We start from the raw sequence: 15,536 nt of genomic DNA, 5'->3' as shown, positions 1-15,536 counted from the left end.
ACTTCTTGAAAAGTTATAAAAATGAGTAAATTTTGGAGACTTATATACTATGAAAAAAGCGATAGTACTATTATCTGGTGGCCTGGATTCAACGACTTGTCTTGCCTTAGCACGCTCAAAAGGTTTTTCCTGTTATGCAATCAGCTTTTCTTATGGACAAAGGCATTCAGCTGAATTACTCGCGGCACAACGCATCGCCCAACATTATCAAGTTATGACCCATCAAATTGTCACCTTAGATACTGCATTATTTCGTAATTCAGCTTTGACAGATTCTAGTATAGAAGTACCATCCTTTCAGGGCGGCTCTGACATTCCAGTAACTTATGTGCCTGCACGCAATACCATTTTCCTGGCTATGGCCTTAGGTTTTGCAGAATCTATAGCAGCAAGGGACATTTTTATCGGTGCAAGCTCTGTTGATTATTCTCATTACCCCGACTGCCGACCTGAATTTATCCAAGCATTTCAAACCTTAGCCAATTTGGCAACTAAAGCAGGTGTAACCGGGGATCAATTCACCATTCATGCGCCCTTACAACATTTAAGCAAGGTAGAGACAATCCAATTGGGGATAAGTCTGGGCGTAGATTACAGCTTAACTGTTTCCTGTTATCAGGCAAATGATGCAGGTGAAGCATGCGGCCAATGTGATAGTTGTACGTTTAGAAAACGTGGCTTTCTTGGGGCTGGAGTTGATGATCCTACGCTATATCGCCATTCCGGTCACTTATAAAACTGAAGGGAATTATCCTGAGATTGTATGGTTTTCTTTTTGTTTACACCGTTCTTAAGATCCCTCGGCTGACTAAAAAGAAACCTTAAGGTTTTATTAATATAAAATCTGCTCACTTATTATACTATTCCTACGAAAAAATCAAATATTTTTACACTTTTGTTACAACAAATTGAGCATTTTTGATTCACATATAGCAAAATCATTGCTATTATTCGCCCTGATTTATAACCTTGGAGTAACACATGAAATTTAAACAAGTAATGAATACAATTTTTGAATTGCCAGCAAATGCTTTTACCGGTCTGACTAACCTAGTATTAGGTTCTACTGTAAAAGTAAAAGGTAGAGACGGAGTAGAAAGAGTTAAAGAAGACCTCGATGGTAACCCTGTAACAACACGTGGTTTAGTTGGTTACCTAGCTGATGGCATAAAAACTGTTAGCCGTGCAACTGCTGACTTCCTTTCTAACCATAAAAAAGCAATCGCTACTGCTGCATGGATTTCTTTACTTGCTGCTGGTGCAGTTGCCCTTACTTTATTCTTGTGGCCTGCTGCTTTAGCTGCAGTTGCTACATTCTCAATCGGTGGTCTTTCTATTGCTGCGATCGCTGGCGCTAGCACTGTTGCACAAATCGGTCTTGCTGCTGGATTAGCTGCTGCTGCTGCTTCTGTTGCAACTTATGTAACAGCTGGTCTTGTCAATGGATTTAAATGGCTTGCTGAATGCTGCAAAGGCCTTCGTGCTAGCAGCAAAAAGACAGGAAGTAAAGGAACAGACCTTCTTATCGAAGAAGATGAAGATTTTGGTAAAGGCCTAGGTACTACTTTTTCTTCCTCAAACCCATACTCTTCAAAAGACTTACGTACTACTAAGCGTGAAGAAACTGGCTTAGAAAACCGTTCAGGCACTGTAGTTCCTATGAAGCGTGAGGATGAAGTAACTCAATTCCCATCTCCTTTGAAAACTGCTAAGAAAGAAGAGACCCCTGTTGTTGATACCTCAAACACAATCCGTTTGAGCGGCAGCAACCCTTAGTAGTCTGTATTAAAGTAGAAATGCAAAACGCGGCGCATGCCGCGTTTTTTATTTCTAATGAATTATTTATAAGACGTACCCATAAATAATGATAAATCCTAAGTTATACTCCCACAATTTAAAATGCTCTTTTTTGCGATGACAACCGCAATGTACGTTCCAATATAACTCCAGCAATCACTTGATTACCTACAGCATTTATAACTCACATGCGTTATAATCAATCATTTTCACGTCAGCAGGTACTGTATTGATGGCAAAACAACGTAAAATGCTGGTTACCAGCGCCTTACCCTATGCAAATGGGCATTTACATCTTGGACATTTAGTAGAGCATATCCAAACAGATATTTGGGTGCGTACCCATAAAATGTCTGGAATCGATTGCATCAGTATCTGTGGGGACGATGCACATGGCACCCCGATTATGTTGAAAGCAGAACAAATGGGAGTTACTCCAGAGAGCTTGACTGCTGAAATAAAACAAAGCCATGAGCGTGATTTCAAAGCGTTTGCTATCGATTATGACTGCTATCATACGACCCACTCCCCAGAAAACCAGCACTTAGCTGCCGCCATCTACGCGTCATTACAGGCCAATGGTTCCATTATTAAAAAAACCATACGGCAAGCTTATGATCCCGTAAAGCAAATGTTTTTACCTGATCGCTACGTCAAGGGAACATGCCCCAAATGTAGTGCCCGCGATCAATATGGGGATAACTGTGAGGTCTGTGGTGCGACCTACTCACCTACAGATTTGATTGATGCGGTATCTGCTATTTCGGGAGCCAAACCTATAGAAAAAGATTCAGAGCATTATTTCTTTGATTTGCCACGTTATGAATCGCTTTTAAAAGAATGGACCCGCAGCGGTCATTTGCAAGCTGAAGTAGCGAATAAACTGGATGAATGGTTTGCCGCAGGATTAAAACAATGGGATATCTCGCGTGACGCACCTTATTTTGGATTTCCAATCCCCGGAACTACGGACAAATACTTCTATGTATGGCTTGATGCCCCTATAGGTTATATGGCCAGTTTTAAAAAATACTGCGATGAGCACGGCGTTTCTTTTGCGGAATTTTGGGATAAGGATTCTACTACTGAGTTATATCATTTCGTTGGCAAAGACATTGTTTACTTTCATGCTTTATTTTGGCCTGCTATGCTTGCTGCCAGCGGCCACCGCATGCCTACAGCGGTATACACCCATGGCTTTTTGACTGTTGATGGCCAGAAAATGTCAAAATCACGTGGAACTTTTCTTGAAGCACGGACTTATCTGGAACACCTGCATCCCGAATACCTACGTTATTATTTTGCCGCCAAACTGAACGGTCGCGTAGATGATTTGGATTTAAATTTTGACGATTTTATCAATAAGATCAATGCCGATCTCGTGGGTAAAGTAGTCAATATTGCCAGTCGTTGTGCCGGTTTTATCAATAAACGATTTGATAACCGTTTAAGCAGCAGTTTAAGTGACCCGCAATTGTATGCGGCCCTACTCGAAGTACGCGCTGAGGTGATTGAATCATTTATTTCTCGTGATTATGCACGCGCTATTCGCCAGATTATGGATTGTGCCGATAAAGTGAATCAATACATAGATGCACACAAGCCCTGGGTATTGGCAAAAGAAGAAGGACGTTTATCCGAAGTACAAGCCATTTGTACCATGGGGATTAATTTATTCCGAATCCTAATCACTTATTTAAAACCCGTATTACCTTTAATGGCAAAAGCTTCTGAAGATTTTTTAAATTGTGAACCCCTTAACTGGGAATCAATTAATCACCCTTTGCTCAATCATAATCTCAATACCTTCCAGCCGTTAATGGTTCGTGTTGAAAAGGAAAAAATACATGCCATGCTGGAGCAATCCAAACAGGTGTACCATGGCCTCAGTTAAAGAAATTGATGCGCTTTTGCCACAAACTCAATGTGGCGAATGCGAATACCCTGGTTGCTTGCCCTATGCCGAAGCCCTGGCTCAAGGGACAGCTCCAATTAATAGATGTCCTCCCGGAGGCGTTACTACAGTCAAAGCTTTAGGCGCTTTACTCGATATTGATCCTGCCCCTTATTTGGAAGAAGCACTTATCAATACGAGAGATCCCTCTGTTGCAGTTATTCGTGAAGCAGAATGCATTGGATGTACCAAATGCATCAAAGCCTGTCCAGTAGATGCAATTATTGGTAGCGGCAAATTAATGCATGCGGTTATCAACCATGAATGTACGGGTTGTGGCTTATGTGTTGCACCATGTCCGGTAGATTGTATTGAAATGGTTGCTTTACCAGATATACACTATGATAAAGGGTTGGCACGTAACCGATTTAATGCCAAACAAACACGTTTATTACGTGAGGAACACGAAAAACAACAGGCCTATAGAGAAAAGCGCCTACTCGCATTGAAAACGGATAAGACTCAAGATCTCAAAGCCAAGCAAAACTACATTCAACACGCATTAGCACGAGTAAAAGCGAAAAAAAATCATGAATAAACAGCAGCGCCATGAAATTTTTATGCGTTTTCGTGAGCAGAATCCACATCCAACTACGGAGTTGGTTTATCACACCCCTTTTGAATTATTAATTGCGGTCATTCTTTCAGCACAAGCGACTGATGTTGGAGTGAATAAAGCAACAGCCAAACTATTTCCAGTAGCGAACACCCCCCAAAGTATTCTTGAATTGGGTTTGGAAAAACTTAAAGAGCATATAAAATCTATAGGTCTATATAATAGCAAAGCACAAAACATTATGAAAACCTGTGCCTTGCTGATCAAAAATTACAACGGAAAAGTACCCAATAAACGTAATGACTTGGAATCTTTGCCAGGAGTAGGTCGTAAAACAGCCAATGTAATCCTGAATACAGCTTTTGGCGAATCCACAGTGGCTGTAGATACCCATATTTTTAGGGTATCAAATCGTACTGGTCTTGCTAAAGGGAAAACTCCTTTAGAAGTAGAAAAAGCGCTTATAAAAAAGATTGAGCCTAAGTTTTTAAAAGATGCGCATCATTGGCTTGTTTTACATGGACGTTATGTATGTACTGCACGCCGCCCTCATTGTAAAACGTGCCTCATCCAGGATCTTTGTGAGTACCCTGATAAAAATTTATAAAAAATAGGGGGCAACCGTATCGTGATTTACTATGGAAAGAGCAATTTATTAATGATGGCATTGGAATAGTCGAATTAAAAGACAAAAAATAAGTCACTTTGTCTATAAGATAAAAAATTTTTAATAGAATCGTAGCAATATGTAATCTTCCTGTGCTTCATGAGAAAAAGACTGGCATTTCTATTTTTTTACTCATACAATAAAATTTCGTTGTTGCAGGGAGAGCAATACTATGAACTTTTGGACTTCTTTGGTTGATGGGACCAAGTCTCTTGGTGATGGAACAACATGGCTTTGGAATAACGCCATAAAACAAACTGTAGGCTACGTTGCAAATACAGCTTTTTATGTAGCCGAACAAGTCTTAGCCTTGCGTGAGGCAATTCCTGCAGTAGTCACCCCCCCGGTGATGAAAATCGTCAACGGGACAGGAAATATACTTTTTTATGATGTTCTGCCCGTTGTCGGGGCACATTATGCAAACAACAGCATTCAAAATTACTTGCGCCCAACAGACCCAACTGCAATGTTGGCATCTTATGCGGTTCTACCTACCTTGACGCTAATGAATTATGCCGTATGGGGATTTACTTATAGACAGGCATCTAAACTAGTTGTACATACTTTGGCGCTTGATGCATTAGGTTCCTCTGCGTTTAACGAGCACAAAGCAAAGCTCAATCCCCCTCCCCCAACACTCTGTGGAGAAAAAGAGGAAGATTGTAATTTCAAACGTAAATTTAAAGGATCACTGCGCGAACCCTTGGTTTTGGCATTTAATGATCTGGTGCTTTGGGGAATTAGCAAATCCCTTCCCTATGGGGAGCAAATTGCATGGATATTAGCCATCTATTTTTATGGTGAATACATTACCCGCATGGCAACACCCGAGCGCTGTGAGCGGCATAAGGCCATGAAATCCGAATCAATATTGTCTTTGGGTTTAGCCTATACTGCATCCGCGTACTTGATGGATTATGCATTTGAATCCACTGTAGGTACTCCTCCATATCTTTACCTCAGAACATTGCGTCATTTATTGCTTTTAGCGCATATTAATGTTGCATCGCACATGTCTTTGCCATTAGTTCGATCAGCAAAAGATAGAATTCCGGTTGATCCCTTAGTGATTTATGATCGCACGAAACGGTTTGCCGTGGACGTTTTATTTGCAGGATTAATGCAAAGAATACCCATTGATTTTAAACCGCCTCAAGGTGCAAAACCATTTATCCCTTTATCAACCGTTTTCAAGTTCCTAACTAAAGTACTCGAAAGTGATTTAGAGCAAATTAAACCTGCACCCCCTGGATTTTTTAAGAAAACAACAAAATATCTATTGCCCAGTATGTTTCATAGCCCCAAAAATGCAGTGAATGACCCAGTGATTAAGGAATTTTGGCCCGACATCCGCACTGATTTACTCTATATTATAGAAATCGTTGAAGCCACAAAACCAGTTAAAACACTAACAACGGCGCCTACTGCAATCGCATCTACGGTCAAATATACGCTTCCAGTCGTATTAAACTACCGCTTTGGTTTGCCCATAAAGCTCTCTGAATTTCTTTTATCGTTGAGTAAAAAAGAAGATTTTTGGGATTTTGTTTCAGCACTTAAATTATGGATTGAGCGAAATAACGTATCGCATGAGGTACTCTTGGCTAAAGGAACGCCTAATGTGGGCTTGCATGAAACGGACAGGATTATTGAGCTTCCTCCAGAATCGCAAAGCAAAGTAATACCCTCAGCAAATGAGCTAAAAACCCCACGAACACCAACGGTGATTGAAGCCAAAAAGCTATTCCCTCAAAAGACTCTGCCCTTAGTATCGGCAAATAGTTTATTTTCTACCAAACAGCGTCCTTCGCCCGTCACCAATACCATAGGGGAACAGACTTCATCACTTGAATACAGCTAATCAGTTAAGGGGATCGAAAGAATGGATGCAGCGGTCTTGATTCTTTTGATCCCCTTGATTGGTATTGCGGTTCATCAAATACTTGGATCGAGGTAATTTCCAGTAGAACGACGCAACTACTTGCCATATTAAATGCAATGGTGCTATATTTGCGCGCTAATTAGCTCATTACAAGGCAATTAGTAGCAAATCAAAGTTATGGAAATCCTAAATATATGAATCAATCATTGCCTTCACAGCGGTGCTGTTTTTTATTTCTGACTGTAAGTGTTATTACCTCCCTTATCTTATTAATTAATGTATCGTTCAAAATCGTTCTCATAGAAGGACTCATGTTCTCTGTGAACTGTCTGATCTGTCCATTAATTGCAGGTTCGTATTTATTAGCATTAAGAAATTGCACCATCAGAGAACAAAGACATTTACTGAATATCTCTTTACTGACTTTGTATGTATTTTGTATTGGAGTTTATATACTAATCAACCTGCCCGCAGCCGAATACATGCATAATAATCCTGTTTATCAAATTATTTTTGAAGACATCCCTAAGAAATTCTTCGCGACTACTCTAGCTTTCGCACTGAGTTTCTACGTGCCCCATCTATTATTTTATCCTAAAGCCAGTAAAGCTTTGCCCTCGCCAAAACAATGTATGCTGCTTGCTTTATTAGGTGGCCTCAGTTTTTTTGGTTTGGACTTTTTTCTCTTATTTTCAGGGGTCCATCTCCAAAGCTACAAACACATCTTTATTGATTCATTCATGATTGCTTCAATCATACTGCTTATCATTGGTGTATTCTATCTGACCTTTTTACTGAAATACCAGAATTTGCCTTTTATCCCAAACCTCGAGCGGGGCAGAGAAACATTACCCTTATATGATTATTTTATTTGCGTTGCGATCGTCATAATGCTCATTTGTTTAGCATGCGAATACAGGATAGTAACGATTATTAATAAGTATATGGTTTTATCAGCCAGCTCATTATTTTTTCCCTTTACTTTAATGATTAGTACAATACTTGGCGAACTGTGGGGTTATCGAGTCAATTTAAAATTATGCCTGATCCTTATTGCCAGTCAATTCACTTTTGATATTTTGCTTATAGGGATTGTTGCTTTGCCATCGCCAACGTTCTTTAATTTGAATCCTTTTTACAATTACATTATGTTAAAAAGGCTACCCGCGGCTTCTCTGACATTATTTGTTGCCTTTATCAGTAATGCTTTGCTGCTCCACTACTTGAAACATTCAAAGTGGGGTTTACACCGCCCATTACGTATCTTAATTGCTAATTTTTGTTCTAATTCATTATTATGTTTAATTGACTACAGTTTACTATTCGGTGGTATTTATCCTTATGAACAAATTATTAGTTTGCTCGCTAATGTTTGGCATTACAAGTTATTCATGACATTGGTTTTTCTACCTTTAATTCTATGGTTCTGCACCTACATGGAAAAAAACAAAGCATCAAGTTTGCAGTATGATTGAATCTCTAATTTTCCATAATTGTTAAGGACTGAGAGTTTGCTCTTTCATGCCAGATCCCGCGGACAAGTCCTGAGAGATGGTCACAAAAAGTGACCATCTCTCAGGCATAAAGCGCGGTACGTAGAGAAATTTAAAGCAGTACGTAGAGAAACTTAAGTGGTACACGATAAATTTAAAAAACTGACGATCGTTCAGGGTCTGTTTACCTGAGGTATCGTCAGTTTTGAGAAACCTCCACTAAATTTTTCGCCTACCTACCGCGCTTAATTTCTTCGTCTACGTACCGCGCTTTATGCGCGGTATCCAGGGGATCTTGCTCTAGAAATGCTCAGCGGCATCTTAAAATATCGTTCTGGATACCGCGCATAAAGCGCGGGACGTAGTGATAAGGATAAATTCCTAAGGTCAACACCGTTGATTCCTCTGGGGAAAATCTAAAATGGTCAAAGTTGACACATCAATATCTGAGCATTTATCAGCTTATTTTCGTTCAAGATGAGCCAAATATGGCTTTCCGTGCGTTATTCCTTTTTTACTGGTCTCTTCCAACCATAAACTGTTTTCTGTCTTGATTCAGTAAGAGTTAATTCACCAGGAGGTACATCCTTTCGAATGGTACTGCCTGCTCCTATAGTCGCATAAGCACCTACAGTCACCGGCGCAACAAATTGGGTGTCTGAACCGACAAAAACACCATCTTCAATGATGGTTTTGTGTTTATTCACTCCATCGTAATTGCAAGTAATTGTACCTGCTCCCACATTAACTTCTTTCCCTAAACTCACATCCCCTAAATAACTTAAATGACTGGCTTTGGAACCCTCATCAAATATGGCTTTTTTGGTTTCAACAAAATTGCCTATCTTACAATGTGCAGCTAATTCGGTTCCTGCCCTTAATCGAGCAAACGGACCAATAGTACAATCATTTGCTATGTTACAACCTTCCAAAACGCTGTTAGCATAAACCTCACAACCTGCATCCAAACTTACATCAGTAAGTATGCAATTAGGTCCTATAGAGCAACCGTCTCCGAGAGTCACCTTCCCTTTAAATACACAATTCACATCAATGAATACGTCTTTACCGCAGATTAACTCACCGCGTAGATCAAAACGATTTGCATCAGCTATAGCTACTCCCTGTTGCAATAATTTCTCAGCGTGTCGTACTTGCCATATTCGCTCTAATTGCTGCAATTGCAAGCGGTTATTTACACCCTGAATTTCTGAGCTATCTTTTACACTCAATGTTCTAATTGGTGTTTGACTGGCAACAGCTAAAGCAATAATTTCAGTGAGATAGAATTCAGATTGCGCATTATCATTACCCAAATGGGGCAACCACTTTTCCAAATCATCAGAAATGGCACAACAAATTCCTGAATAAATTTCTTTTATATTCTTTTCTTGCTCATTTGCATCTTTTTCTTCTACAATGATGGAAACTTCACCTTGGTTGTCTCTAACAATACGTCCAAGACCACTCGGATCTTCAAGATGAGCAACTAAGAGTGACAAAATGGATTGATGAGCGTTTGCTGTATTGCCGCACGCAATTAAAGTGCGTAGCGTGTCTGCTTGAATAAGCGGTACATCAGCAGATAGAACCAATACTTGTGTTTGTGGTGGAATAAAAGGTAAAGCCTGCATTACTGCATGACCTGTGCCTAATTGTTCTGCCTGATATACCCAATGCACAGGTAAGTCAGGGAGTGAGTTCTTAAGTTGTTCACCACCATGACCGTATATAACATGGATTACATCAGGATTTAGTTGCTGTGCGGTTTCCACTACCCGAGTTAACATGGGCTTCCCTGCAATTTGGTGAAGTACTTTAGGAGTACTGGAATACATCCGCTTACCCTGACCTGCAGCTAAAATAATAATTTGTAAATTCATGGAGTTATGAGTTCCTAAGTTAAGATTTTAATAAAACAATCTGCCTCAATATTACATAAGTAAAAAGGGGTATGATAACTAAATTACAGTTCAAGGAGTAGAGCTATGCCATCAATATTAGTGAGAACAGCTAAAGCACTTATAGATCGCGTTTTGAATAAATCAATAGAAGATTCGATTGCTGATGATAACGGGATGTTTTATGGATATTTCCGCGATACGAAACATTCCGAACAACAAAGGACTATAACACGTAACCTAGAAAAATTAATTTCAGATTTTTCTACGGAAGATACAGATAAAAATAATTTGGAGGCAATAAAAGATCTGATCAGTAAAACAGACACTGGAGTTGAGCTTTTGCGTGCAAAAAAATCATGGAAAAGAGGCGGTTTGAATGACACTTTAAGTGCGCTTAATTCCAGCCTAGACAGATTCTATCGCGCTCTTGTTGAAAAACCAGCTCTTGCTGAGAAAGCATTTCTTATTGAGAAAGCATCTCTTGGTGAGAAGAAAACATCTCTTGGTGAGAAACCATTTAGCCTGATTGACGTACCCGATGATGATGATCCATTTAGCCTGCTCTGTGCTCATGCAGCTTATTATTTGGGAGAGCATATTCTTTGCCCTCCTGGAGAAGGCATGCTTGCTAAAATATACGAAACTGTTTCCAATTCCATTAGCCATTCCACAGCAATAGAAATCAGAGCTAAAAAAGAAGAGTGCCTGATGAAACATATTCTCAAATGTAAGGAAAAACTGGATGGTTTAGATAAGGAAAAACCTAATTACACTGATTTACGTAAGACTTTTGTTCTTGAAGCAATAGACGCGATTCAAAGAGAGAATGCCGGGATTTGTGAAGAATCAAAACCGATTGAGTCGATACCTGTACAAGTAACATTGATTGCAGTGGCTAAGGTTAAAGCACCTACCATAAAGCCCAGCAGAGGACGATTAAAAGTCGCTATGGACAATGCGCTTGAGGAAATTAAAGAACGATGTCCAACCGCAGAAAAGGAAAAAAGTGAGGAATCGAAGTTATCCGTTTAAATCTGTATATACGTTCCGGTAGTATACTCGCAACAACCCCTGGGATTCGAAACTCAATAAAAATGTTTCAATCCGGGCCTCGTTGCGTGATACTCCGACTTCCAAGCCCCTGATTAGGCAGTCAATTCCCCACAAAGATCTGTTTCCATCAGTCTTTTTATTTCTGAAATGTCCAATCGTTTACTGAGCAAATACAGTAACTTGCAATGCGCTGCTTCCGGAGTCATATCATGGCCGCTAATCAGTCCTGCCTTTTTTAAGGAATGACCCGTAGCGTATTGACTCATTTCTACCCCGCCCTGTTGGCATTGAGTGCAGTTAATAATGATCACGCCGCGCGCGCAGGCATCTTTCAGCAATTTTAAAAAACGGGGGTCATTATTTTGCGCATTGCCTGCACCATATGTTTCCAAGATCAAACCACATATGGGTTGATTTAAGATATAAGCTAAAACATCGGTAGCAAACCCTGGGAATAATCTGAAATTAGCAATAAATTGGGGTTCTATCGTTTGTAAGTGAAATGACTTCTGCGACCGCTTGAGCACAAGATTTTTCTGCACCTTAATGTCTATACCTATCGCTGCTAAACGTGGATAATTCGGCGAATCAAAAGCCTTAAATCCTTGCGAACTAATCTTTTGTGTGCGATTGCCACGTAATAAATGTTGATTAAAGTAAATGCATACTTCATGTATGGGCTGATTTGCACAAAGCCATAATGAAGTAACCACATTATCTATTGCATCATTACGTACTTCCGATAAAGGAATTTGGGAACCTGTAATAATTACTGGTTTGCTTAAATTCTCCAGCATAAAAGACAAAGCCGATGCCGTATAGGCCATGGTATCAGTACCGTGAAAAACGACAAAGCCATCAAAATTTGCATAATCATCCGCTATATCTCTGGCTATTCGGTTCCAGTCGTATACGGTCATATTGGATGAATCAAGCAATGGACTGTATTCTTTTACCGAATATTCAGGCATGTCTTTATGTTTGAGCAAAGTTATTTGTTGCAATGCAGCTTCCACATAACCTGCAGCGGGCTCATAACCATTCTCTGTTTTAATGCAACTGATGGTACCGCCAGTATTGATAATTAAAATTCTCTTTTTCATATGATTGTAAATTAGAATATTTTACTCAATTATATAACCAAATGATTTGAAATGGTGTATTACTTTTATTGAATGAAAAAAAGGGGTCCTGTTGCTGTAAGCAAGGTCCAGAAAAAGAAGATAAGTCAGTTTTTATTGAGTAGTTATCTTTTTTCAATAATAATTACGGATTTAATTGCCAAGCTCTCGCTGTTTATGGAAAAATCAAGCTATTAGCAGTTTAATCTAAACAGTGACATCATGGTAATTGATCGTGCCGGTTATCGGTTGAATGTAGGTATTGTCCTAGTCAACGCACAGAATAGAGTTTTTTGGGGGAGAAGAACTGGTCATGATGCTTGGCAATTTCCGCAAGGCGGCTTGGCTGCTGGTGAAACATCATTAGAAGCAATGTTTCGGGAATTGCATGAGGAAGTAGGATTGAATAAGGAAGATGTAGAAATTATTGGTTCTACCAAGCGCTGGCTTAAATACAGACTCCCTAAACAATATCTGCGTCATGGCAGCGAACCTTTAGTAATAGGGCAAAAACAGAAATGGTATTTATTAAAGCTCATTGCCAGTGAGCAAAAAGTTAAACTGGATCTGAGTGATTCTCCAGAATTTGACAGCTGGCGTTGGGTTGATTTTCATGAACCTGAAGGACAGGTTATCTTTTTTAAACGTCAAGTTTATATGCAGGCGTTAAAAGAGTTAGAACCTTTATTGAAAAAAAATCGTCGTACACCTTACGGCATTAAACGAAAAAAGAGGTAATATAAGCGTAGATGCTCAAAGTACTTAAACGGATAGTTCAAGAAGTCACTGCAGCCAAGCAGCTCTCCGAAGCCCTTGGTATTCTGGTGCAACACATTAATAAAGCCATTAATGCAGAGGCCGCTTCCGTTTACCTCATCGATACCAAACATGCTGAATACGTTCTTATTGCGACCGAAGGTTTAAACAAGCAGGCACGATTCCGAGTTCGTATTTCATTTGATAGCGGCCTTGTAGGTCTTGTCGGCCGGCGCGAAGAACCTATTAATCTGGAAGATGCTCCTTCCCATCCCGATTTTTATCATAATCCCTTATTGGGAGAAGAGCATTTCAAAGCATTTTTAGGCGTACCTATTATTCAGCATAGAAAAATCTATGGCGTTCTCATTGTTCAGCAAACAGAACAACGTTGTTTCGATGATACAGAAGAATCTTTTTTAATTACCTTAGCTGCCCAACTTGGCGGAATTATTGCTCATGCTGAAGCAACAGGGGAACTGGCTGAATTAACCCAACCCAAGCCTATAGGCGTTACCAAAAAAATTGAAACAGGTACAACCGCTCTGGCAGGAATCGGCTCTGTTCCCGGTATTGGAATAGGTACCGCTGTGGTTGTATACCCTCAGGCAGATATTGATGCGGTTCCACAAAATCCTGTGGAAACTTTGGATGAGGAAATCAATGCATTTTATGAAGCTCTGGAATCCACTAGGGATGACATGCACCGCTTAAGCAAACGCATGAAATCCGTTGTTGCGGAAGATGAGCATGCGCTGTTTGATGTGTACTTACGCATTCTTGATAAAGACAGTTTGGGTATTGAAGTAGAGCAGGTAATCCGTAAAGAGAAAATTGGAGCCCAAGCTGCTTTGGCGACGGTCATTAAAAAACACATCGCACAATTTGAAAATATGGAAGATTCATATCTTCGTGAACGAGCCAGTGATTTTCGTGATTTGGGACGTCGTGTTTTAGCAGCATTACAATGGTCGCAACAAGAAGAAATTATTTATCCCAAAAGGACAGTTTTAGTTGGGGAAGAAGTAACCGCTGCAGCATTAGCAGAAATTCCTGAAGGATATCTGGCTGGAGTTATATCAGCCAAAGGTTCCAATAATTCACATGTCGCCATTTTAGCACGTGCCTTGGGTGTCCCTACAGTTATGGGCGTTCGTGGTTTAAAATTAGATTTGATTTCCCGCCGTGCCATTATTGTTGATGGATATTATGGGCAAGTTTATATTTCCCCATCAAAATCAGTACTCGCAGAATTCAAGCTTCTAGAGCAAGAAGAGCAGGCGTTGAATCAGAGTCTGGTTAGTTTACGAGATAAACCTGCTGAAACTGTTGACAACTATAAGGTTTCTTTACAAGTGAATACCGGTTTAGCTATGGACGCTGGCCTATCCATGAGTGTCGGCGCAGAAGGCGTTGGCTTATATCGCTCAGAAGTCCCTTTTATGAGTCGGGATCATTTCCCTTCAGAAGATGAACAAACTATTATTTATCGACAAACATTGAAAGCTTTTGCGCCACATCCTGTGACGATGCGAACTCTTGATATTGGTGGTGATAAAGTACTTCCCTATTTTCCTGTTGCAGAAGATAACCCCTATTTGGGGTGGCGAGGAATTCGCGTCACTCTAGATCATCCTGATGTCTTCCTGATGCAAATCCGTGCAATGATGCGTGCAAGCGAAGAGTTGAATAATTTGCGAATTATGTTGCCTATGGTCACCAATTTAAGTGAGGTCGAAGAAGCCTCCTATCTTATTGATCAAGCGTTCACTGAATTATTAGAAGAAGGTTGTGCCATTGAAAAACCAAAGTTAGGGGTTATGATTGAAGTCCCAGCAGCTGCTTATTTAGCACGTGAAATCGCCAAACGTGTTGATTTTATCTCTGTAGGCAGCAATGACTTGACCCAATATTTTCTGGCCGTAGATAGAAACAATGCACGCGTTGCAGGCCTTTATGATTCCATGCATCCTGCCATGTTGCGTGTTTTGCTAAAAGTTGTTGAAGGGGGTCATGCAGCAGGAGTAGAAGTGAGTATTTGCGGGGAAATGGCCAGTGACCCTTTAGCTGTTATTTTGTTAATCGCCATGGGCTTTGATACCTTAAGTATGAACTCTTCAAGTTTACCGCGAGTGAAATGGGTTATTCGTAATTTCGCTATTGCAAACGCCCGCAAAATTCTTGCCGAAGTCTTGGAATTTGAACATCCTGCCCAAATACGTTTTCATTTACAAAAAGCCCTGGAGGAAGAGGGATTGGGTAGCCTCATTAGGGCTGGAAAGTCTTTATGAATAAGACCCTGATTGAAAATTGCAGCCTGGGTTTCGCTGCGCTGTACCCAGGAGTTTTGAGC

Annotated in this window: 12 protein-coding genes; 10 read left to right on the top strand and 2 right to left on the bottom strand. The window is 40.1% G+C overall.

The window, feature by feature from the left end:
- The first annotated feature begins 49 nt into the window (after window positions 1–49).
- The 7 genes from queC (at window position 50) to LXO92_RS03055 (ending at window position 8,331) form a co-directional block, all read left to right on the top strand.
- Complete coding sequence (queC, locus tag LXO92_RS03085) at window positions 50–736, top strand: 7-cyano-7-deazaguanine synthase QueC (RefSeq protein WP_182351286.1); 687 nt, start codon at window positions 50–52, stop codon at window positions 734–736.
- A 245-nt stretch (window positions 737–981) separates the two neighbouring features.
- Complete coding sequence (locus tag LXO92_RS03080; protein WP_182351285.1) at window positions 982–1,776, top strand: hypothetical protein; 795 nt, start codon at window positions 982–984, stop codon at window positions 1,774–1,776.
- Between the two features lie 253 nt (window positions 1,777–2,029).
- Window positions 2,030–3,691, top strand: coding sequence for a methionine--tRNA ligase (gene metG, locus LXO92_RS03075; protein ID WP_182351284.1), 1,662 nt, complete (start codon window positions 2,030–2,032; stop codon window positions 3,689–3,691).
- Complete coding sequence (locus LXO92_RS03070; protein ID WP_182351283.1) at window positions 3,678–4,289, top strand: RnfABCDGE type electron transport complex subunit B; 612 nt, start codon at window positions 3,678–3,680, stop codon at window positions 4,287–4,289. The genes metG and LXO92_RS03070 overlap by 14 nt, the downstream gene beginning before the upstream one ends.
- A complete protein-coding gene (gene nth, locus LXO92_RS03065) occupies window positions 4,282–4,914 on the top strand; it encodes an endonuclease III (protein WP_232890371.1) in 633 nt (210 codons plus the stop codon). Before LXO92_RS03070 ends, nth begins: the two co-directional genes overlap by 8 nt.
- Window positions 4,915–5,146: 232 nt before the next feature.
- Window positions 5,147–6,835 (top strand): hypothetical protein, encoded by a 1,689-nt coding sequence (locus LXO92_RS03060; RefSeq protein WP_182351281.1) that lies wholly within the window; start codon window positions 5,147–5,149, stop codon window positions 6,833–6,835.
- Between the two features lie 215 nt (window positions 6,836–7,050).
- On the top strand, window positions 7,051–8,331 hold the full coding sequence (locus LXO92_RS03055; protein WP_182351280.1) for a VUT family protein: 1,281 nt from the start codon (window positions 7,051–7,053) through the stop codon (window positions 8,329–8,331).
- A 521-nt stretch (window positions 8,332–8,852) separates the two neighbouring features.
- On the opposite strand, the gene glmU is transcribed toward LXO92_RS03055, so the two are convergent.
- On the bottom strand, window positions 8,853–10,232 hold the full coding sequence (gene glmU, locus LXO92_RS03050; protein ID WP_182351279.1) for a bifunctional UDP-N-acetylglucosamine diphosphorylase/glucosamine-1-phosphate N-acetyltransferase GlmU: 1,380 nt from the start codon (window positions 10,230–10,232) through the stop codon (window positions 8,853–8,855).
- Window positions 10,233–10,337: 105 nt separating this feature from the next.
- Between glmU and LXO92_RS03045 the strand changes: the two genes are divergently transcribed.
- Complete coding sequence (locus LXO92_RS03045; RefSeq protein ID WP_182351278.1) at window positions 10,338–11,285, top strand: hypothetical protein; 948 nt, start codon at window positions 10,338–10,340, stop codon at window positions 11,283–11,285.
- A 113-nt stretch (window positions 11,286–11,398) separates the two neighbouring features.
- Here LXO92_RS03045 and ansA read toward each other — a convergent pair whose 3' ends face one another.
- Window positions 11,399–12,409 carry an asparaginase gene (gene ansA, locus LXO92_RS03040; protein ID WP_182351277.1) on the bottom strand — a complete coding sequence of 337 codons (1,011 nt, stop codon included), beginning with the start codon at window positions 12,407–12,409 and terminating at the stop codon, window positions 11,399–11,401.
- A 240-nt stretch (window positions 12,410–12,649) separates the two neighbouring features.
- On the opposite strand from ansA, the gene LXO92_RS03035 reads away from it, so the two are divergent.
- Both LXO92_RS03035 and ptsP read left to right on the top strand, forming a co-directional pair.
- Window positions 12,650–13,165 (top strand): RNA pyrophosphohydrolase, encoded by a 516-nt coding sequence (locus LXO92_RS03035; protein ID WP_182351276.1) that lies wholly within the window; start codon window positions 12,650–12,652, stop codon window positions 13,163–13,165.
- A gap of 11 nt (window positions 13,166–13,176) precedes the next feature.
- Window positions 13,177–15,474, top strand: a complete 2,298-nt coding sequence (gene ptsP, locus LXO92_RS03030; protein ID WP_232890370.1) for a phosphoenolpyruvate--protein phosphotransferase — start codon at window positions 13,177–13,179, stop codon at window positions 15,472–15,474.
- The last annotated feature ends 62 nt before the right edge of the window (window positions 15,475–15,536 follow it).

The organism is Legionella resiliens (genome assembly GCF_021344005.1).
In the GTDB taxonomy this organism is placed as follows: domain Bacteria; phylum Pseudomonadota; class Gammaproteobacteria; order Legionellales; family Legionellaceae; genus Legionella; species Legionella resiliens.
Note: the sequence above shows the minus strand (reverse complement) of the source record. Positions and strands in the feature narration are given on the sequence as shown.

What these genes read in the sequence shown, in the direction of transcription:
- queC (WP_182351286.1), top strand. Translation starts at nt 50, where the DNA reads ATGAAAAAAGCGATAGTACTATTATCTGGTGGCCTGGATTCAACGACT.
- LXO92_RS03080 (WP_182351285.1), top strand. Translation starts at nt 982, where the DNA reads ATGAAATTTAAACAAGTAATGAATACAATTTTTGAATTGCCAGCAAAT.
- metG (WP_182351284.1), top strand. Translation starts at nt 2,030, where the DNA reads ATGGCAAAACAACGTAAAATGCTGGTTACCAGCGCCTTACCCTATGCA.
- LXO92_RS03070 (WP_182351283.1), top strand. Translation starts at nt 3,678, where the DNA reads ATGGCCTCAGTTAAAGAAATTGATGCGCTTTTGCCACAAACTCAATGT.
- nth (WP_232890371.1), top strand. Translation starts at nt 4,282, where the DNA reads ATGAATAAACAGCAGCGCCATGAAATTTTTATGCGTTTTCGTGAGCAG.
- LXO92_RS03060 (WP_182351281.1), top strand. Translation starts at nt 5,147, where the DNA reads ATGAACTTTTGGACTTCTTTGGTTGATGGGACCAAGTCTCTTGGTGAT.
- LXO92_RS03055 (WP_182351280.1), top strand. Translation starts at nt 7,051, where the DNA reads ATGAATCAATCATTGCCTTCACAGCGGTGCTGTTTTTTATTTCTGACT.
- glmU (WP_182351279.1), bottom strand. Translation starts at nt 10,232, where the DNA reads ATGAATTTACAAATTATTATTTTAGCTGCAGGTCAGGGTAAGCGGATG.
- LXO92_RS03045 (WP_182351278.1), top strand. Translation starts at nt 10,338, where the DNA reads ATGCCATCAATATTAGTGAGAACAGCTAAAGCACTTATAGATCGCGTT.
- ansA (WP_182351277.1), bottom strand. Translation starts at nt 12,409, where the DNA reads ATGAAAAAGAGAATTTTAATTATCAATACTGGCGGTACCATCAGTTGC.
- LXO92_RS03035 (WP_182351276.1), top strand. Translation starts at nt 12,650, where the DNA reads ATGGTAATTGATCGTGCCGGTTATCGGTTGAATGTAGGTATTGTCCTA.
- ptsP (WP_232890370.1), top strand. Translation starts at nt 13,177, where the DNA reads ATGCTCAAAGTACTTAAACGGATAGTTCAAGAAGTCACTGCAGCCAAG.